Below are 19,081 nucleotides of genomic sequence, written 5' to 3'. Positions count from 1 at the left end.
TACGCACCGGGTTGACAATTGTGGCCGAAGCGGACGCGCTGAGGCTGACGTTCGTCTTGTTGACCGGTTGAAGACCTATCGGGATGAAAACGTTCCAATGGTACTGTTCAGAGTTCGGCCCAGAACGCGGTTCTGCTTGGGCCAGTGAATACTAGGATTTGGCCTAGCCTGCCTACCGATTGGAAAGCCATGACATCGATCAACGAAACAGTCGCGAAGTATGCTGAGCGCTTCAAGTCTGCTAAGATGCGAGCGCGCCCGTTGTCAGCCCACCTGAAGGCGCTGGAAGCCGAGAGCATGCATATCATGCGGGAGGTGGCGGCCGAGTTTGACAATCCGGTGATGCTTTACTCGATCGGCAAAGACTCGGCCGTGATGCTGCATCTGGCGCTGAAAGCCTTCTACCCGTCGCGGCCGCCATTTCCGTTGCAGCACGTCGACTCGACGTTCAAGTTCAAGGAAATGATCACCTTCCGCGATGCGATTGCCGAGGAATTGGGCCTCGAAATCCGGGTCGAAATCAACGAAGATGGGCGCGCCCGGGGCATCAATCCATTCGATCATGGCTCGCAGCTGCATACCCAGGTCATGAAGACCGAAGCGCTGCGGAGCGCCATGACGCGGCACAAGTATGACGCGGCTTTTGGCGGCGCACGACGGGATGAGGAAAAGTCCCGGGCCAAAGAGCGCATCTTCTCCTTCCGCGACACAAATCACGGCTGGGACCCGAAGAACCAGCGGCCCGAGCTGTGGAGCAACTACAACACCAAGATCAAGCAGGGCGAGTCGATCCGCGTCTTCCCGTTGTCCAATTGGACGGAGCTTGATATCTGGCAATACATCCTGGAGGAGGACATTCCGATTGTGCCCCTCTATTACGCAGCCCACCGCCCGGTGGTGGAGCGCGACGGTCAATTGATCATGGTCGACGATGAGCGTCTGCCCATGAAAGATGGCGAAAAACCCGATCTCAAACTCGTTCGTTTCAGGACGCTGGGCTGCTACCCGCTGACTGGCGCCATCGAGTCGAGCGCGCAGACGCTCGAGGAGATCGTTCTTGAAATGCTGACCGCGCGAACATCCGAGCGGTCTGGGCGCCTGATCGATCACGATGAATCCGGATCGATGGAGAAGAAGAAGCGCGAGGGCTATTTCTGATGAATATCGAACGCACCCGCGCGGACGTGATGGAACGTCTCACCCAGTCCGGTGGTCAGGGCGTCCTTCGCTTCCTGACTTGTGGCTCTGTTGATGATGGCAAGTCGACGCTGATCGGCCGCCTTCTCTATGACAGCAAGCTGTTGTTCGAAGATCAGATCAATGTGCTTGAGCGTGACAGTCGCAAGCACGGCACCGCCGGCGACGAGATCGATTTCGCCCTGCTTCTCGACGGTCTTGAGGCCGAGCGCGAACAGGGCATCACCATTGATGTCGCCTATCGTTTTTTCTCGACCGAGAAGCGCAAATTCGTTGTTGCCGATACGCCTGGGCACGAGCAGTACACGCGCAACATGGCGACTGGGGCCTCGACCGCCGACGTAGCCGTCATGATGATTGATGCCCGCAAGGGTGTGCTCATCCAGACGCTGCGCCATACCTATATCGCGCGCATGATGGGCATCCGTCACATCGTATTGGCGGTCAATAAGATGGACCTGGTCGAGCACTCGCGCGGCCGTTTCCATGAAATTGTGGCCGAATATCTCAAGAGCGCCGACGAGTTGGGTTTTGAATCGATCACGCCGATCCCGATGTCGGCGCGCTATGGCGACAACGTCACCAAGCGCAGTGACGACATGTCCTGGTACACCGGGCCGACGCTGATCGAGCACCTGGAAGGCCTGGATATCGACAGCGATATCCAGAACGAGCCATTCCGCATGCCGGTCCAGTGGGTCAATCGGCCCAATCTCAACTTCCGCGGCTACTCCGGCACCATTGTCGCCGGAACCATCCAGCCGGGTGACGCGATTGTGGTTGCGCAGTCAGGCCAGGCTGCCAATGTCGAGCGAATCGTTACAGCTGACGGTGATCTCGACGAGGCTGTTGCCGGCGATGCGGTGACACTCGTGCTCAATCATGAAATCGATATCTCTCGCGGCGATGTCATCGCGTCGGCGGAAGGTCGGCCGGAAGTGACCGACCAGTTCGCAGCCGAATTGCTGTGGATGTCGGAGGATGATTTGCTTCCGGGGCGCTCTTATCTGCTCAAGATCGGTACTGCGACGACACCGGCCACCGTGTCGGCGCTGAAGCACCGGGTCGATGTGAACACCTATGAGAAGAAGCCGAGCCGCAAGCTTGAAATGAACGGGATCGGTTTCTGTAACCTGTCGACGGCACGCCCGATTGCGTTTGATCCCTATCACAAAATTCGTGACATGGGTGCCTTCATCCTGGTCGACCGTTTCACCAACCAGACGGTCGGGGCCGGCATGATCGAGTTCGGTCTGCGCCGGGCTTCGAACATCCATCACCACGCGATGGATGTGACGAAGGAGGCCCGAGCCCAGATCAAGGGGCAGAAGCCGGCGATCCTTTGGTTCACAGGTCTGTCTGGCGCTGGCAAGTCCACCGTTGCCAACCTGGTCGAGCGCAAGCTGTCCCAGGCGGGCCACCACACCTATTCGCTGGATGGCGACAATATCCGCCACGGTCTCAACCGAGACCTCGGGTTCACCGACGAGGATCGAGTGGAAAATGTCCGCCGCATCGGCGAGGTCGGTAAGCTGTTTGTGGACTCAGGATTGATCGTGACTTGCTCCTTCATCTCGCCTTTCCGTTCGGAGCGGCAGATGGTTCGCGAGCTGGTTGATGATGGCGAGTTCATCGAAGTCTTCATCGATGCACCGCTCGAAGTTTGCATAGAGCGGGATCCGAAGGGGCTCTACAAGAAAGCCCAAGCGGGTGAGATCAAGAATTTTACCGGATTTGACAGCCCTTATGAGGTTCCTGAGGCACCGGAGCTGCATATTCAGACCGCTGATCTCAGCGCCGAAGAAGCGGCCGACCAGGTCATAGCCGAAATCAAGCGAATGGGTCGCCTCGGTTAGAGTATCGGAACCGGGTGGGCATTGCGCCCGCCCGGTCCAGACGTCTTGCTCAGCCGCGTCGACCCCAGGCCACAAATGCCCCGTTGAGGTATTCAACCTCTTCCTTGGCATATGTGAAGGGTGTCCCTTCGGGTGTCAGAACAGCGCCACCGGCAGCATTGAGCACCGCATGACCGGCGCCCGTATCCCACTCCTTGGTAGGGCCGAAGCGCGGGTAAACATCTGCCGTGCCTTCCGCCACAAGGCAGAATTTCAACGATGACCCGGCGGAAACCTTCTCTGTCACGCCCTGTGCGTCGGCAAATGCGAGTGTCTTGTCGTCGGCATGCGAGCGGCTCATAACGGCCGTCATACCACCGGCAGGCCGGTCACGCGTTGTGATGGCCTGCAGCGCGTCGGCGTCGACCGACTGGCCGGCTTTCAGAGGGCCAGCCCATGCGGTTGTTCCGCCGACGAATATCTGCTCGCGAGCGGGTGCGTAGACACACCCGGCGGTGGGCGCGCGGTTCTCGATCAAAGCAATGTTGACGGTGAACTCGCCATTCTTGTTGATGAACTCCTTTGTTCCATCAACCGGGTCGACGAGGATGAAGGCGCCATCAGTCTTGGGGCGCAAACCCGCGGCGAAGCTTTCCTCGGCCAATACCGGCACGCCTGGCAGCGACTTTTGCAGCTCTGCGAGGATGATTTCTTCAGCCAGCTCGTCCGCGTCCGTTACGGGCGATTTGTCGTCCTTCCCCCGGAACTCGAAGTCGCTCTCATAGATCTCCATGATTTTTACGGAGGCCAGCGAGCAGATGCGGGCGAACTCGAATGCGATGGCGTTTTTGTTGTCCAGATTGGGCATAGGTCGGGTCCAGGTCACAGATAGAGGAAGGTGAGTACAGTCAGGGTTCCGGTTGCATAAGCGACAAACACGATGCCACCCAAGCCAAGGAAGTCGCTGAGACGATAGCGCCCTGGCGTCATCACCATCAAATGGGTCTGATAGCCGAAGGGCATGAAAAAGCTGGCACTGGCGCCAAAGGCTGTGGCCAAGGCGAAGGCTTCGGGTGGCAAGCCGAGTTGGCTTGCGGTGGCGAGCGCGACAGGAAGAGCTGTCAGTGCAGCGCTGGCATTCGAGAATAATTCGGTCATCGCCCACGCGAAAAAAAAGATCATCGCCAACGCCGCATAGGGCGGAAGGTTGCCGGTCAGCGCCGCGATGAAGGCGGCCGCCGCGGCGGCCGCGCCTGATTGGGTAATAAGCAGGCTAAGCAGGACGGCTCCCCACAGGATGATGACGAGATCGAAGGGGAAATTTCGTCGCACTTCTCGTGCAGAGGTCCAGTTCAATCCAACCACCAGTGCCGCCAGTGCAAGGGCTGCGTGGTGGAAGGGAATGACCTGGGTCAGGGCAACGCCGAGAAAGGTCACGAAACTCAAGCCGAGCGCCCATGCCGTCCGTGTCGGCATCGGGGTCTGACCAGGGGACTCGATATCAAGGATGTGCAGATTCGGTCGGACATTGTCACGACTACCGAAGTCAGGGCCAGCCGACAGGATCAGAACGTCGCCAGTTCGTAGTCGGATGTCACCAAGCTTGCCGGAAAGGCGTTCTTCACCACGTCTCACAGCCATCACCGATGCGTTGAAGCGGGCCCGGAAATCGGCCTCCCTGAGTGTCTTGCCGTCGAGCAGGCTCTGACCGCTGATCACGGCGTGGAAGAATTCTTCCGTATTCTGCCGCTTCGGAGCGGCATCAAGCGTCAGGCCGTTGATCCCGTGCAACTCATCGAAATGGGAGACGTCGCCGACCAGAATGAGGCGGTCGCCCGGGTTCAACACAAAGGCCGGGTGGACCGGCCGGATCACGCGCTTGTCCCGAATGATTTCCGCCAGGTAGAAACTGTGCAACTTGCGCAGGCTGGCGGCGGCGACGCTTTGGTTGATCAGGGCAGAGCCTTCCTCGATCCGGGCCTCGATGTGGAAAATCCCACTGGTGTCGGCCTCCGGAGCTTTGCGCTCCTTGAGCACGATCGGGGCTGCGAGCACCAGAGCGGCAAAGACCACAAGCGCGACAGTCGCTCCGGGAAGGGCGAAGTCGAATACTGATAAGTCGACGCCGAGACGGGCGGCTTCACCAGTCACCATCAGGCTGGCCGACGTTCCGAAGGGTGTCAACATGCCGCCAGCCAACGCCATATAAGAAAGCGGCAGCAGCAACAGGTGCGGAGAAACATCTGGTCGTCTCGCTGCCGGCCCCAACAGTGCTGCAACGACCGCGGTGTTGGGAATGACTGACGAGGCCAGCGCGGCCGAGCCAAGGAAGCGGGCAAGAGTGAGTCTCGGGCCGCGTCCAGCTCGTCCAAACACCGCGCGACTCAAGCCGGGTAAACGAGCCAGGGCGGAGGCGATGATGACCAAGCTGGTTACGGCCAGGATCGCAGGTGTGGTTAGGCGGTCAAGCGCGTCATTGAATGGGATGCGGCCGGTGATGATGACCGCCGCTGTGAACAGGGCAAAGGCGCGGGCCGTCGACATGAGCCCCGAGAAAAGTACGGTTCCTAGTCCCACAATCAGGATAGCATCAATCAGGATTACGATCACGCGTTTCGCCTCCAGCCTGTCAACATGTATTGGCGAACCGCCCAATTTCAGTATCTGTTGAGGTTCCGCGAGATAAGTTCGCTGCCGTGAAAAACCATGCTACCCGCTCTGAGGCGAATTGAAAGTCGCTGCGGTGCAGCAAGTTGACCGGGTGCTTTGTTGACCGAAACTGCCGATATTTCCATTCTAGTTGTCGCGTACAAAAGCCGCGCGACGATAGAAAACTGCATGCGAGCGCTCGAGGCGCAAAGCCGCAAACCTCGCGAAATCCTTGTCCTTGAGAATGGTTCTCCGGTTGGCGAGCGCATTTTGTCAAGTGATCTTCCCGACGGTGTGAAATTGGTCATGCGAGACGAAAATCTCGGCTTCGCGGCGGGTAATAACCTGCTTGCAAAATTGGCGTCATCTGGCTGGTTCGCCTTCCTTAACCCAGATGCGTTTGCCCGCCCGGAATGGGTGGCTGAGCTAGAAGTCGCGATACAACGATATCCGGCTGTGAGCTTGTTCGGATCGACCCAGTATAGTTCCGACAGTTCAGATCTGCTCGATGGGGTGGGGGATGTTTTCCATGCCACGGGTTTGGCCTACCGATCCGGTTTTCTGCGACCGATCGCGCTTTTACCTAATGAGGGCGAAGTTTTTGGCCCTTGTGGCGCGGCTGCAATGATCAGAAGGTCGCTCTTCGAAACGCTCGATGGGTTTGATGAAAGCCTATTCTGTTATAGCGAGGATGTTGATCTAGCTTTTCGTGCGCGTCTGCTTGGTGAACGCGCGATCCAACTCCGTCGAGCCGCGGTCGACCATGTAGGGTATGCTTCATCGGGTCGCCGGTCGGAATTTGCAACCTACTATGGCGTCCGCAATCGATTGACCATCTACCTGAAAAACATGCCGGGATGGCTCTTGCCGGTAACGCTCCCTTTCCATGTGACCGCGACAGCGGTGCTGTCCCTCGGGGCGATCAAAAACCGTCAGTTCCGATTGTTCTGGCATGCCATATTTGACGCCATGCGTCGCTTGCCGAATACGCTCGCGGCCCGCAAAAATATTCAAAACACACGTAAAGTGACCACCGGAGCAATCGCGCGGATGATGTCGTGGAGCTCATATGGCCTTCTTGCTCGGATGCCGGATGTGCGCCCCTACCCAGACGAGACTATTCACAAGCCATCTCCTCCAGCGCCGTGATCTGGACAGAGACAAGGTCGATCGCATTGGCATCGGTGTCCCAGCCCGGCCATACAGCTAGGTAGGCCTGTGGCCACGTGCAAACGCCAGAGTAAATCTCCAACTCTACGGCGGTGAGGTGGCTGGACAATTCGACCTCCACCCACGAGGCTTGGCCGCGATCCGGCGTGAAGAAGTTCAGAAGCGCTCTTCGAGCACCTTGGTGAGAGCTTGATCGAAGTTGGTATGTAATACGCAAGCGATGGCCTTCAAAAGCCCGTAATTCTGGCTCGGAAAGCGCAAAAAACGCACCGGCCGACTGTAGGCCGTCCAGCGGGCCCCTTGCCGCACTAATTTGGGCGAAATCAGTATCGGGGGCTCCCAGAAAACTAGCTGTCAGGCCGTTCCCCGTGGTGAGTCCGGACAATGCAGCACCGCTGATCACAGTACCCTCTGCACGGATTTCTTCCGCTGTCCGGTGATTGACGTCGCCGAAACTCATCGCGCCGGCAACCATGCCGGCAGTGACCGCGGCAGCGAGCGGATAGAATGCCCAATCGGGTAAGGAAAACATGCCGTTTCGCGCCTGCGTGCGTTGGAGGTCGGAGCTGGGTCAATGTTTGGACCGAGCGGCTCCGGGCGTCAATCGGTCCCGCCGGAGACGAGGCGTCGGCGACCATCTCGATTTTGCCCATTTTCACTGCCATGAATCACACTGGAGTCAATGTCACAGGGGATGAAGTTGACGAATAACTTGAACTTTGGCGCAACGCAGCCGATTTTGGGCGTATGAACGTGCGCGCCGACATGCCCGAAGATGCCCTTGAGGCCGTGGTCGCCCGCCTCGATACAGCGATGAGCCGGGTCGAGGGTGTGGCGCGGTCCATGCGCGAACGGGTCCGTCGGGCCGAGACCGCCGCAATCGAGGCAAGGGACGCGGATGTCGATCGCGCCAATCTGGCAGACGCGTTGGACCAGGCGCGCGGCCGGGAGGCCGTGTTGCAGGATGCGGCGCAGGCGGCGTCCGACGCGCTGGATACCGCGATCACTGATTTGCGCGACTTCCTGACCGAGGAAGGGTGAGCTCATGTCTCGCGTGACGGTCAAACTCAATGGTCGCGATTTCACCATTGGCTGTGAAGAAGGGCAGGAAGCCTATCTGCGGGAGCTCGCCGGCAGTCTCGACAAGCGTGTCAGCGAGATATCCGGCCAGGTCGGGCAAATTGGCGATCTGAGACTGTTGCTGATGGCCTCGCTGATCCTGGTGGATGATCTCAAGGAATCTGATCGCAAGATCGCGGAACTGGAAGGCCAGGTGCAGCGTTTGCGTCACGAGAACCACGGCGCCGCAAGCTTGCAGGCCGAGGCGAGGGGGCAGCTGACTGAGCATCTCGCCCGGCTGGCCGACAGAATGGAAAACTTCGCCGCGACGCTTGAGGCAGATGATGCCGACCCTCAGGGCGGTGACCGGACATCTGCGCCTGATGCCTCGCTCGCGGAAGCTGGTGCTTGAGCTTGGCGCGTTTCACCTCCACATAAGGGGTGGCGGTTATCTGCTGCGTACGACTGGAGCGTCTATCCTGCGGACCGTACACCTCCACGAGGGAACTGCCTCTGTCTGGGACCCTGGTCCCGTTCATGTGGTGCCCACCTGCACTGTCGGGTTTGTGGGGATAAACACGCTCTGACGGCGCAAGTGGAGCCGCCACATGACTTCTCCCGCAGACAAGCCGGCCCTGCGGTCACGGATGATCGAACTTCGCCGCATGGCGGCCGTAAGGCTGCCTGCGGCTGGTGATGAGCTGGCCCGGGCATTTCCCGAAGCCTGGCTGCCGGCTGCCGGAGAACCCGTCGCCGGGTATTGGCCGTTGGACAGCGAACTGGATCCGCGTCCTCTCATGAAGCGCCTGAACGACCTTGGGCATTCATTGTGTCTGCCGGTTGTGCAGGGCCACGGCCTGCCATTGGTTTTTCGCGGCTGGGCTGACGGTGATGCGCTGGAATGCCGGGCCATGGGCGTGATGGAGCCTCGCGACGACCGGCCCGCGTTTCGTCCCGGGCTTGTGCTGGTGCCGCTTCTCGCCTGCGATCGCTCCGGCAACCGGCTCGGCTTCGGCAAGGGGTATTACGACTATACGCTGGCGGCATTGCGCGCGGCCGGGCAAGTCCGGGCGGTGGGTTTGGCCTTTGACTGCCAGGTGCTTGCGACAATTCCCGCAGAGCGGCATGATCAGGCCTTGGACGGGGTGGTTACCCAGAGCGGATTCATGTCGTTTTCGGCCCGCCTGTCCGGGACGCTGGATGCTTGAGGTTTTTCCATGACCTTCACCGTCACGCATGATCCTGCCAATTTCGCGGCCTGCCTGACTCATGTCGGGCCGGTGGATGCGGAGGAAATCCTCGCGTCTCGGCAGGAACTCCGGGAGGTGGCCGTCAGCCGGTCTGTGCGTGGGGTATTGATCAATATCAGTGATGCGACCATCACCGCCGAACCGGTTCAGATCATCGACAATGTGCAGGGCCTCGTTGATGAGCTTGCTCCGGGTACGAAACTGGCTTTTGTCAGCAAGGCCGCGGATCAGGAGACTGTGTCCATGATTGTCGCAACCGTTGCCCATTCCTCGGGCCGAAAGGTTGGACAATTCCACGAGCTCGAGAAAGCCCTGGGCTGGATCCGGCTGGATTGGGACGCGGCGGTTGCGGCCGGTTTTGTCCCGATTGCCAACTAGGCCGCGGCTTGGCGCTGTGACGACCGGCCAGGTTCGGCCGGGCCTACTGACCGGTCATCCCCGTTGTGCATCACCTTGTTTCTCTCCTGGGAGAAGGTGGCCGGAAGCCGGATGAGGGGGATTCTCCCGTCAATCACCGGGCTTCACCCCTCACCCTGACCCGCTCCCAGGGGGGAGGGAACGCAACTCGACCCAAAAATCAGCCAAACTTTTCCTTCCCCCTTCCTCCCTTCGGCGCAATCGCGTGCGCAGACCAAGGTTTATGGCTGGGCGTGGCCTGCAATCCTGATTGCCGCAGCCTGCGGCCAACGCCGCAACGGCGCACAGAGCTCGCCGACCTGCCAATGGGGATGGCGGCACGGGCGGCCCCTGTGAGGCGCTGTTGGTGCTAGAGTTTGTAGGAGCCGGGTTTTTCGCGAAAGATGGCGTCCGCGAAGGCGACGAAGTCCGGCGCCAAGCCTACCTTGCCAAATGATTCCCATATCTCTCTGCCGCCATCGCAGTCGAGGATGAATTCGAGGTCCTTGAGGACGGCATGCCATTGGCTCTTTGGCAACAGGCCGTCGGCGTGCAGCTCGAACATGACGCTGTAGATCTGTAAAAAATGCCCGATGAGGATGCCAAACTGCAGCCGCTCGTCCGGGTCGAGCTGGGCGTAGGACTCGATGCCGCGTCTGAACATTGAAGCGGTCGGCTTGCTGCCCACAGTCAGCGAATGCATCTGCCCTGTCGCTTCGACAAACTGGTAGCGCGCAGCGGCCTGCAATTGCTTGGTGTTCTGGCGGACTTGCAGGGCCAAGTATAGCAGGGTCGGCCCGACCAGGACGACCGCGACGATCTGCGAAATCAAATAGGCATCATTCAATGTCATGATTGCTCCCCCGCTGCGAGACTGGACGATTCCATGCTCTGCGTCACGGGCGATACAAAAAGGGCGCCTTGCCGGCTGGCAAGGCGCCCCTTTCTTGTTCGGGTTAGCCGCCCTAGTAGCGGTAGTGTTCAGCCTTGAACGGGCCGTGCTGCGGCACACCGATATAGTCGGCCTGCTCGTCCGACAGCACGGTCAGCTTGGCGCCGAGCTTGTCGAGGTGCAGGGCGGCGACCTTTTCGTCGAGATGCTTGGGCAGGATGTAGACCTCGTTGGTGTAGTTCTCACCCTTGGTCCACAGCTCGATCTGGGCCAGCGTCTGGTTGGTGAAACTGGCCGACATCACGAAGCTCGGATGACCGGTTGCATTGCCCAGGTTCACCAGGCGGCCTTCCGACAGCAGGATGATGCGGTGACCTTCCGGGAAGTTCACCAGGTCGACCTGCGGCTTCACATTGGTCCACTGGTAGTTTTTCAGGCTCTCGACCTGAATCTCATTATCGAAATGGCCGATATTGCAGACGATCGCCATGTCCTTCATGGCGCGCATGTGGTCGACGGTCAGGATGTCCTTATTGCCGGTCGCGGTGACGAAGATGTCCATCTCGCCGATCACGTCCTCGGCCCGCACCACCTCGAAACCGTCCATGCAGGCCTGAAGGGCGCAGATCGGATCGATTTCGGTCACATAGACTCGGGCACCGGCGCCGGCGAGCGACTCGGCTGAACCCTTGCCGACATCGCCATAGCCGAAGACGAGCGCCTTTTTGCCGGCCATCATCACGTCGGTACCGCGACGGATGGCATCGACCAGGCTTTCGCGGCAGCCATAACGATTGTCGAATTTCGACTTGGTGACGCTGTCATTGACGTTGATCGCCGGGAAGGGCAGCTCGCCGCGCTTTTGCATCTGGTAGAGACGCATGACGCCGGTCGTGGTCTCTTCGGACACGCCTTGGATGGCGGCCTTGGCCTTGGCGAACCAGCCCGGGGTCGCAGCAATGCGCTTCTTGATTTGCGCGAACAGGAAGGTTTCTTCCTCGGATTTCGGATGGTTGAGAACGGACGGGTCGTTCTCGGCCTTCTCGCCAAGGATCAGATACATGGTGGCATCGCCGCCATCATCGAGGATCATGTTGGCGGTTTCACCGTCCGGCCAATGGAAGATGGCGTCGGCATAGTCCCAGTATTCTTCCAGCGTTTCGCCTTTGGTGGCGAAGACCGGCACGCCGGTCTCGGCGATCGCCGCGGCAGCGTGATCCTGGGTCGAGAAGATGTTGCACGAGGCCCAGCGGACTTCCGCGCCGAGTGCCGTCAGTGTCTCGATCAGGATCGCGGTCTGTACGGTCATGTGCAGCGAGCCGGCAATCCGCGCGCCCTTGAGCGGCTGACTGTCCTTGTATTCTTCGCGCAGCGCCATCAGGCCCGGCATTTCGATTTCAGCCATGTCGAACTCGATCCGGCCCCATTTGGCCAGCGACATGTCCTTGACGATATAGGGTTTGTCCGCAGCAAATTGCGTCATGACCAAAAGGTCCTTCTTGTTCGGCGTTCGTAAAGTGGCAGGGCGAAGCGATTGCGCCCCGTGCTTATCAGGATCAGAGGAGGGAGCGAAGCTCGTCGGCCAGATCGGTCCGCTCCCAGGAGAAGCCGCCATCTTCGGTCGGTGTGCGGCCGAAATGTCCGTAGGCGGCGGTGCGGGCATAGATCGGCTTGTTCAATTGCAGCCGGGTGCGGATGCCACGCGGAGACAGGTCGGCCAGCTGGCGCAGTGCGTCCTCCAGCTTGGCCTCGTCAACGCGGCCAGTGCCGTGCAGGTCAACATAGAGCGAGAGCGGCTTGGACACGCCGATCGCGTAGGAAACCTGGATCGTGCAACGCTTGGCCAGTTCGGCCGCCACAACATTTTTGGCCAGCCAGCGGCAGGCATAGGCAGCCGACCGGTCGACCTTGGTCGGGTCCTTGCCGGAAAAGGCGCCGCCACCATGCGGCGCGGCGCCACCATAGGTGTCGACAATGATCTTGCGGCCGGTCAGGCCGGCATCGCCGTCCGGGCCGCCGATTACGAAAGTGCCGGTGGGATTGACGTAAAATTCTTCTTCCGGTGGGAACCAGCCTTCCGGCAGGACATCCTGCACGACCGGGCGCACCAGCTCACGGATGTCGTCCTGGGTCAGCCCGTCCTTGTGCTGCGTCGAAACAACGACCGAGGTCACGCCGGCCGGGACGCCATTTTCGTAGCGCATGGTGACCTGCGACTTCGCATCCGGCTCGAATTCCGGACGTGCGCCGGATTTGCGCAGCTCCGCCATGCGCTTGAGGATCTGGTGCGAATAGGTGATCGGGGCCGGCATGAGTTGCGGCGTCTCGTCGGAGGCATAGCCGAACATGATCCCCTGGTCGCCCGCTCCCTCATCCTTGTCGCCGCTGGCATCGACGCCCTGGGCGATGTGAACGGATTGCTCGTGCAGGAAGTTCTGTAACGTCGCCGTCTCCCAGTGAAAGCCGTCCTGCTCGTAGCCGATGTCGCGGACCGCTTCACGAGCGGCGGCTTCGATCTCTGCATCGTCGATCGGTGCCGCGCAGCGGACTTCACCGGCCAGGACGATCTGGTTGGTTGTTGTCAGGGTTTCGCAGGCGACACGGGCTTCCGGGTCCTTGCCCAGGAACAGGTCGACAATCGTGTCGGATATGCGGTCGCACACCTTGTCCGGATGGCCTTCGGAAACGCTTTCGGACGTGAAGATGTAAGAAGAACGGCTCACTGTGGAATCCTCATATAAGGAAATCTTTATATCGTCGGGTAGACCAGATGTGACGAGCGGATGCAAGTCTCCTCCGCTTTGCGGAAGATTTCACCAGCCCATATAGGCGGCGCTGCCCAAACAACCAGATTGCCCCTAGCCAATCCAAGCATATAAAGATATCTTTATGTCCTGATGTGGTAATGATGCGGCGGTGCGGCACGCCCCGGGCGGGGCTGCCAGAGCCGCAGCAGTGGAAGGGTGTCCCATGGGTGAGCACGGGCAGGCAGCGCGGAAACCGGACGGGTTGTCGGTTTCGTTCGAATTCTTTCCGCCGAAGACCGATGCGATGGAATCCACGCTTTGGGAGTCAATCTCGCGCCTCGAGCCGCTGCGTCCGGATTTCGTATCCGTGACCTATGGCGCCGGTGGATCGACCCGCGACAGGACCCATCGCACCGTGCACCGGATTGTCGAGGAAACCTCTATTCCTCCCGCGGCCCACCTGACCTGTGTCAATGCCAGCAAGGCCGAGGTGGATGGCGTCATCCGTGATTATTGGAAGTCCGGCGTACGCCACATTGTGGCGCTACGCGGTGATCCGCCTGACGCGATCGGGGGGAGCTATGTCCCGCCAGCTGGCGGCTATGCCAATGCCGCCGAGCTCGCGCGGGGCATTTCCGACATTGGTGATTTCGAGATTTCGGTCGGTTGCTATCCCGAGACCCATCCGGAGAGCCCGAATGCCGGTTTCGACATTGATTTGTTGAAGGCCAAGATCGATGCGGGCGCGACACGGGCGATTACGCAATTTTTCTTTGATGCCGATGTCTATTTCCGCTTTCGCGACCGGGCCCGGGCCGCCGGCATCACCATTCCGATCGTGCCGGGCATCATGCTGCAACCCAATTTCAAGGGTCTCAAGCGGATCGCCGGCCTGTGTGGTGCCAGCCTGCCGAAATGGCTGCATGAAGCCTATGAAGGTCTCGATGAGGATGCCGGCACCCGCCAGCTGGTGACGGCTCACGTCGCGGCAAAGCTGTGCGGCAAGCTGCGCAATGGCGGCGTGGATGGTTTCCACTTCTACACGCTCAACCGGGCCGAGCTGGCGCTGTCGACCTGCCAGTTGCTGGGCGTGAAGGCGGGCGACCGTGAGCTCCAGGCCGTCGCATCATGACGCGTGCCGCCCGCATTGCCGCACTGGACGCCAAGGCCCGTACCGAAATTCTCATTCTTGACGGGGCAATGGGCACACAGATCCAGGATCTGAAGCTGGACGAGTCCGGCTATCGGGGCGCACGTTTTGCCGGCTGGCACGTTCCGGTCCAGGGCAATAACGACATCCTCAACCTGTCAGCTCCGGAGGCGGTGAAGGCAATCCACCAAGCCTATTTCGACGCGGGAGCCGATATCGTCGAGACCAATACATTCTCCGCGACGACCATTGCCCAAGCTGATTATGACATGCAGGCTGTTGCCGGCGACATCGCCCGCGAAGGGGCGCGACTGGCCCGTGAAGCGGCCGACGAGGTCGCAGCCCGGACCGGTACTGTGCGAGGCGTGGCCGGCGCCATCGGTCCGACCAACAAGACCCTGTCGATCTCGCCCCAGGTCAACGACCCTGGCCATCGCGATGTTGATTTTGAAACGGTCCGACAGGCCTATTTCGAACAGGCGGGCGCCATGGCACCCTTCATCGATTTCTTCCTGATCGAGACCATCTTCGACACGCTGAATGCTAAGGCGGCGATCAAGGCGCTTCTGGACCTGCGCGCGGAGACCGGCGAGGAGATCCCGATCATCATTTCCGGCACGATCACCGACCGTTCGGGGCGGACACTGTCTGGCCAGACGGCGTCGGCCTTCTGGAGCTCGGTCCGCCATGCCCGTCCCTGGGCCATCGGATTGAACTGCGCGCTGGGGGCTGACGAGATGCGGCCCTATGTCAGCGAGCTGGCCCGTATCGCCGATACCCGCATCATCGCCTATCCCAATGCGGGCCTGCCCAACGATATGGGCGAGTATGACGAGACGCCGGACCAGACTGCCCGGCATCTGGGCGAGTGGGCGTCGTCCGGCCTGGTCAATATTCTCGGTGGTTGCTGCGGCACCACGCCTGACCATATCCGAGCCATCGCGGCAGCCGCGAAACCGGCCGCTCCGCGCCAGCCGGTCCCAAGCAGAAAAGCCATGATGCTTTCCGGTCTTGAACCGTTCGAGCTGGCGTCCTGAGGCTCAATACCATGTCCGTATCTGTTCCAAGCTTCGTCAATGTCGGCGAGCGCACCAATGTCACCGGCTCGGCCCGGTTTCGCAAACTGATCACCGAGGGCGATTACATGGCCGCCGTATCGGTCGCCCGGCAGCAGGTCGAGAATGGTGCGCAGATAATCGACGTGAACATGGATGAAGGTCTGCTCGACAGCGTCGAGGCGATGACCCGCTTCATGCGTCTGATCGCAGGCGAGCCGGATGTCGCCCGGGTGCCCGTCATGGTCGACAGTTCGAAATGGGAGGTGATCGAGGCGGGCCTGCAGAACACGCAGGGCAAGGCGATCGTCAATTCGATCAGCCTCAAGGAGGGCGAGGCCCAGTTTCGCGAACAGGCCGGCAAATGTCTGGCCTACGGCGCGGCGGTTGTTGTCATGGCGTTCGATGAGACAGGCCAGGCCGATACCGCTGCCAGAAAGTATGAGATCTGCGAGCGGGCCTATCGGATTCTCGTCAACGAGATCGGTTTTCCGGCGGAAGACATCATTTTCGACCCCAATATCTTCGCGGTCGCAACTGGGATCGAGGAGCACAATAATTACGCGGTCGACTTCATCGAGGCGACGCGGCGTATCCGCGAAAATCTTCCCCATTGCCACGTTTCCGGCGGGCTCTCGAACATCTCTTTTTCCTTCCGCGGAAACGAAACCGTGCGTCGGGCCATGCATTCGGTCTTTCTCTATCACGCCATCAAGGCGGGTATGGACATGGGGATCGTCAATGCCGGCCAGCTCGACATTTACGATGATATCGAGCCGGAGCTGCGTGAGCTGGTCGAGGATGTCATCCTCAATCGGCGGGATGACGGGACTGATCGGCTCCTTGAAGCGGCCGAGCGCTATCGTGGCCAGGGCGCCGGCCCGGCCAAGGTCCGTGACCTGAAATGGCGCGATGCGCCGGTTTCAGATCGGATTCGCCATGCACTCGTTCATGGCATCAATGAATTCATCGTCGACGATACCGAAGAGGCCCGCCAGTCTTTCGATCGGCCACTGCACGTCATCGAGGGGCCCCTGATGGACGGCATGAATGTCGTCGGCGACCTGTTTGGCGATGGCAGGATGTTCCTGCCACAGGTCGTAATGTCGGCGCGGGTCATGAAGCAGGCGGTGGCCCACCTCATACCATTCATGGAAGAGGAAAAAGCGCTGACCGGCGATCAGGGCAAGTCGAACGGCAAGATCGTGATGGCCACGGTGAAGGGCGACGTCCATGACATTGGCAAGAATATTGTCGGTGTTGTGCTGCAGTGTAACGGCTATGATGTCATCGATCTCGGCGTGATGGTGCCCTGCGAGAAAATCCTGGCAACGGCGCGGGACGAAGGCGCTGACATCATCGGCCTTTCTGGACTGATCACGCCTTCCCTGGACGAGATGGTTTTCGTGGCCTCCGAGATGGAAAGACTCAAGGTCGACATTCCACTTTTGATCGGTGGCGCCACGACCAGCCCGGCACACACGGCGGTAAAGATCGATCCGGCGATCAATGTTGCGCCGGTGGTTCATGTCCTCGATGCGAGCCGCGCCGTCGGGGTGGTTTCCAAGCTCCTCTCCGACCAGCGCGACAAGTATGCGGTGGAGGTCAAGGCCGACCTTGCCAAGATCCGCGAGCGTCGTTTGGCGGCGCGGTCAAGCAAGGCTCGATTGCCAATCGGTCGCGCGCGTGAAAACTCCTGGAAGTGTGACTGGGAGGCTTACACTCCGCCGGTTCCGGCAAAGCCGGGCGTCTCGCTTCTTAAGCCGACGGCGGCGGAGCTGGTCGACTTTATCGACTGGACCCCCTTCTTTTTCACATGGGAGCTCAAAGGCAGCTATCCGGCGATCTTCGATGATCCGCGCCGCGGTGATGCGGCCAAGGCGTTGTTTGCCGACGCCCAGGCCATGCTTGCCCGAATTGTTGACGAGAACCTCCTGGAACCGCGCGCAGTAGTAGGCTTCTGGCCGGCCAATCGCGACGGCGATGATGCCGTGCTTTATGCAGATAACGCCCGCAAGGAGACCCTTGCGCGCTTCTATGGCCTGCGTCAGCAGGCAGCCAAGGACAATGATCGCCCCCATCTCAGCCAGTATGATTTCCTTGCGCCGGCGGGGCATGATGACTGGATCGGCGGATTTGCCGTGACCGCCGGCGACAATCCGGACTTGCTTGCCCGCTTCGAAGCCGAGAAGGACGATTACAATTCGATCCTGTTCAAGGCCTTGTCAGACCGGCTTGCCGAGGCCGCGGCTGAGTGGTTGCACAAGCAGGTGCGTCAGAAGCATTGGGGCTATGCCCCCGATGAGGCGTTCTCCAATCGTGAGTTGATAGAAGAGGCTTATGACGGAATCCGGCCGGCGCCGGGCTACCCGTCCCAACCCGACCATTCCGAAAAGCGCACGCTTTTCTCACTGCTTGATGCAACAGGTAATGCCGGGATCGGCTTGACCAATTCATTCGCCATGACACCAGCGTCGTCGGTCTCCGGTTTATATTTGTCGCATCCCGACAGCCATTATTTCGCGGTCGGCCGTATTCTAAAGGACCAGGTCGAGGACTACGCGAACCGCAAGGGCTGGACGCTTGACGAGGCGGAGCGCTGTCTGGCGCCAATCCTGGACTATGTGCCCGGCGCCGGGAGGGCTCCCTGAAACGTTTGCATCAGTCATGACTTGGACTTTCGGGCGATGATGCGCCATATCCGTCGACCCAACCGCTGACGGAGCCCATCTCATGCGCCTGGCCTTTTTCGGAGACATTGTCGGCAAGACCGGCCGCCGCGCAATCGAGGACCATCTGCCGCGCGTGCGCGAAGCGCTGAAGCCTGATTTTGTAGTGATCAATGCCGAAAATGCGGCCGCCGGGTTCGGGGTAACGGAAAAGATCTGCAACCAGCTGTTCGAGCTGGGTGCCGATGTCCTGACCCTGGGCAATCATGCCTGGGACCAGCGCGAGACCCTGAGCTTCATCGACCGCGAGCCGCGCCTGTTGCGTCCGGCTAATTATCCGGTCGGTTCAACCCCCGGTGCCGGGGCCAATCTCTATGATCTGCCCGACGGGCGCCGCGTCTTTGTGATGAATGTGATGGGTAATCTGTTCATGGAGTCGCTGGACGATCCGTTCACTGCGGTCGAGCGGGAACTCGCAGCCGCGCCGCTGGGCATGGTCGCTGACGCGGTCATCATCGATTTTCATGGTGAGGCGACGAGCGAAAAAATGGCGATGGGGGCTTTTTGCGATGGCAGAGCCAGTCTGGTTGTGGGCACGCACACCCATGTCCCGACAGCCGATGCGCGTGTCCTTCCGGGCGGCACCGCTTATCAGACCGATGCAGGCATGTGTGGCGACTATGACAGTGTGATCGGCATGGACAAGGAAGAGCCGCTGCGGCGCTTCACGACCCGTATGCGCTCGGGCCGCTTCGAGCCGGCAACCGGTGATGCGACCTTGTGCGGTGTCTTTGTTGAGACCGATGACGCGACCGGCTTGGCCCTGCGCTGTGAGCCAATCCGCCTGGGCGGACAGCTCTCGGAATGCCTTCCCTCTTGATGTGACAATTTTGCTGCGGCGCAACACAAAGCGTGCGGTTCGCCGCTGCAACCGGTTGATCGCGCCCGTCAGATCGCTAGCGTGTTCGTTCCTGCCCGTGATTTCGGTCACGCAGACTTGTGCTGCAGGTGG

The 19,081-nt window shown here is 60.2% G+C and carries 17 protein-coding genes and 1 other RNA gene; 12 read left to right on the top strand and 6 right to left on the bottom strand.

Annotation, left to right across the window (positions count from 1 at the left end; all coding sequences use genetic code 11):
* The first annotated feature begins 246 nt into the window (after positions 1-246).
* On the top strand, positions 247-1,158 hold the full coding sequence (gene cysD, locus MMAR10_RS12690; RefSeq protein WP_041637755.1) for a sulfate adenylyltransferase subunit CysD: 912 nt from the start codon (positions 247-249) through the stop codon (positions 1,156-1,158).
* Entirely contained in the window at positions 1,158-3,053 is a 1,896-nt protein-coding gene (cysN, locus tag MMAR10_RS12685) for a sulfate adenylyltransferase subunit CysN (RefSeq protein WP_011644387.1), read from the top strand. The genes cysD and cysN overlap by 1 nt, the downstream gene beginning before the upstream one ends.
* Positions 3,054-3,102: 49 nt before the next feature.
* Here cysN and cysQ read toward each other — a convergent pair whose 3' ends face one another.
* Positions 3,103-3,900: a 3'(2'),5'-bisphosphate nucleotidase CysQ gene (gene cysQ / locus MMAR10_RS12680; protein WP_041636997.1), complete on the bottom strand. Its 798-nt coding sequence runs from the start codon at positions 3,898-3,900 to the stop codon at positions 3,103-3,105.
* Positions 3,901-3,914: 14 nt separating this feature from the next.
* Complete coding sequence (locus MMAR10_RS12675) at positions 3,915-5,687, bottom strand: SLC13 family permease (RefSeq protein ID WP_150099780.1); 1,773 nt, start codon at positions 5,685-5,687, stop codon at positions 3,915-3,917.
* 114 nt (positions 5,688-5,801) lie between these two features.
* On the opposite strand from MMAR10_RS12675, the gene MMAR10_RS16740 reads away from it, so the two are divergent.
* Positions 5,802-6,830, top strand: coding sequence for a glycosyltransferase family 2 protein (locus tag MMAR10_RS16740; RefSeq protein WP_233353831.1), 1,029 nt, complete (start codon positions 5,802-5,804; stop codon positions 6,828-6,830).
* Here the strand turns inward: MMAR10_RS16740 and MMAR10_RS12665 are convergent.
* Positions 6,799-7,383 (bottom strand): hypothetical protein, encoded by a 585-nt coding sequence (locus MMAR10_RS12665; protein ID WP_011644383.1) that lies wholly within the window; start codon positions 7,381-7,383, stop codon positions 6,799-6,801. The two genes, MMAR10_RS16740 and MMAR10_RS12665, sit on opposite strands and share 32 nt — an antisense overlap.
* A gap of 215 nt (positions 7,384-7,598) precedes the next feature.
* Between MMAR10_RS12665 and MMAR10_RS12660 the strand changes: the two genes are divergently transcribed.
* From MMAR10_RS12660 to MMAR10_RS12645, 5 genes are all read left to right on the top strand, one after another.
* A complete protein-coding gene (locus MMAR10_RS12660) occupies positions 7,599-7,892 on the top strand; it encodes a DUF4164 family protein (RefSeq protein ID WP_011644382.1) in 294 nt (97 codons plus the stop codon).
* Between the two features lie 4 nt (positions 7,893-7,896).
* On the top strand, positions 7,897-8,322 hold the full coding sequence (locus tag MMAR10_RS12655; protein ID WP_011644381.1) for a cell division protein ZapA: 426 nt from the start codon (positions 7,897-7,899) through the stop codon (positions 8,320-8,322).
* Positions 8,323-8,356: 34 nt separating this feature from the next.
* A non-coding RNA gene (gene ssrS / locus MMAR10_RS16735) (6S RNA) lies at positions 8,357-8,516 on the top strand.
* 2 nt (positions 8,517-8,518) lie between these two features.
* The gene (locus MMAR10_RS12650) at positions 8,519-9,118 is read left to right on the top strand and encodes a 5-formyltetrahydrofolate cyclo-ligase (protein ID WP_011644380.1); all 600 of its coding nucleotides are present in this window, start codon (positions 8,519-8,521) and stop codon (positions 9,116-9,118) included.
* Positions 9,119-9,127: 9 nt separating this feature from the next.
* The gene (locus MMAR10_RS12645) at positions 9,128-9,538 is read left to right on the top strand and encodes a hypothetical protein (protein ID WP_011644379.1); all 411 of its coding nucleotides are present in this window, start codon (positions 9,128-9,130) and stop codon (positions 9,536-9,538) included.
* 388 nt (positions 9,539-9,926) lie between these two features.
* On the opposite strand, the gene MMAR10_RS12640 is transcribed toward MMAR10_RS12645, so the two are convergent.
* From MMAR10_RS12640 to metK, 3 genes are all read right to left on the bottom strand, one after another.
* Positions 9,927-10,409: a hypothetical protein gene (locus MMAR10_RS12640; RefSeq protein ID WP_011644378.1), complete on the bottom strand. Its 483-nt coding sequence runs from the start codon at positions 10,407-10,409 to the stop codon at positions 9,927-9,929.
* Positions 10,410-10,521: 112 nt separating this feature from the next.
* On the bottom strand, positions 10,522-11,931 hold the full coding sequence (gene ahcY, locus MMAR10_RS12635; RefSeq protein ID WP_011644377.1) for an adenosylhomocysteinase: 1,410 nt from the start codon (positions 11,929-11,931) through the stop codon (positions 10,522-10,524).
* A gap of 73 nt (positions 11,932-12,004) precedes the next feature.
* Complete coding sequence (gene metK, locus MMAR10_RS12630; protein ID WP_011644376.1) at positions 12,005-13,171, bottom strand: methionine adenosyltransferase; 1,167 nt, start codon at positions 13,169-13,171, stop codon at positions 12,005-12,007.
* Between the two features lie 247 nt (positions 13,172-13,418).
* Here metK and metF point away from each other — a divergent pair, with 247 nt between their 5' ends.
* From metF to MMAR10_RS12610, 4 genes are all read left to right on the top strand, one after another.
* Positions 13,419-14,327, top strand: coding sequence for a methylenetetrahydrofolate reductase [NAD(P)H] (gene metF / locus MMAR10_RS12625; RefSeq protein WP_011644375.1), 909 nt, complete (start codon positions 13,419-13,421; stop codon positions 14,325-14,327).
* Positions 14,324-15,382, top strand: coding sequence for a homocysteine S-methyltransferase family protein (locus MMAR10_RS17100; protein ID WP_011644374.1), 1,059 nt, complete (start codon positions 14,324-14,326; stop codon positions 15,380-15,382). Before metF ends, MMAR10_RS17100 begins: the two co-directional genes overlap by 4 nt.
* Before the next feature lie 11 nt (positions 15,383-15,393).
* The gene (metH, locus tag MMAR10_RS12615) at positions 15,394-18,051 is read left to right on the top strand and encodes a methionine synthase (RefSeq protein ID WP_011644373.1); all 2,658 of its coding nucleotides are present in this window, start codon (positions 15,394-15,396) and stop codon (positions 18,049-18,051) included.
* Positions 18,052-18,133: 82 nt separating this feature from the next.
* Positions 18,134-18,949, top strand: coding sequence for a TIGR00282 family metallophosphoesterase (locus tag MMAR10_RS12610; RefSeq protein ID WP_011644372.1), 816 nt, complete (start codon positions 18,134-18,136; stop codon positions 18,947-18,949).
* Positions 18,950-19,081: the final 132 nt, after the last annotated feature.

The sequence above is a fragment of the Maricaulis maris MCS10 genome, from assembly GCF_000014745.1.
Taxonomy (GTDB): Bacteria; Pseudomonadota; Alphaproteobacteria; order Caulobacterales; family Maricaulaceae; genus Maricaulis; species Maricaulis maris_A.
Note: the sequence above shows the minus strand (reverse complement) of the source record. Positions and strands in the feature narration are given on the sequence as shown.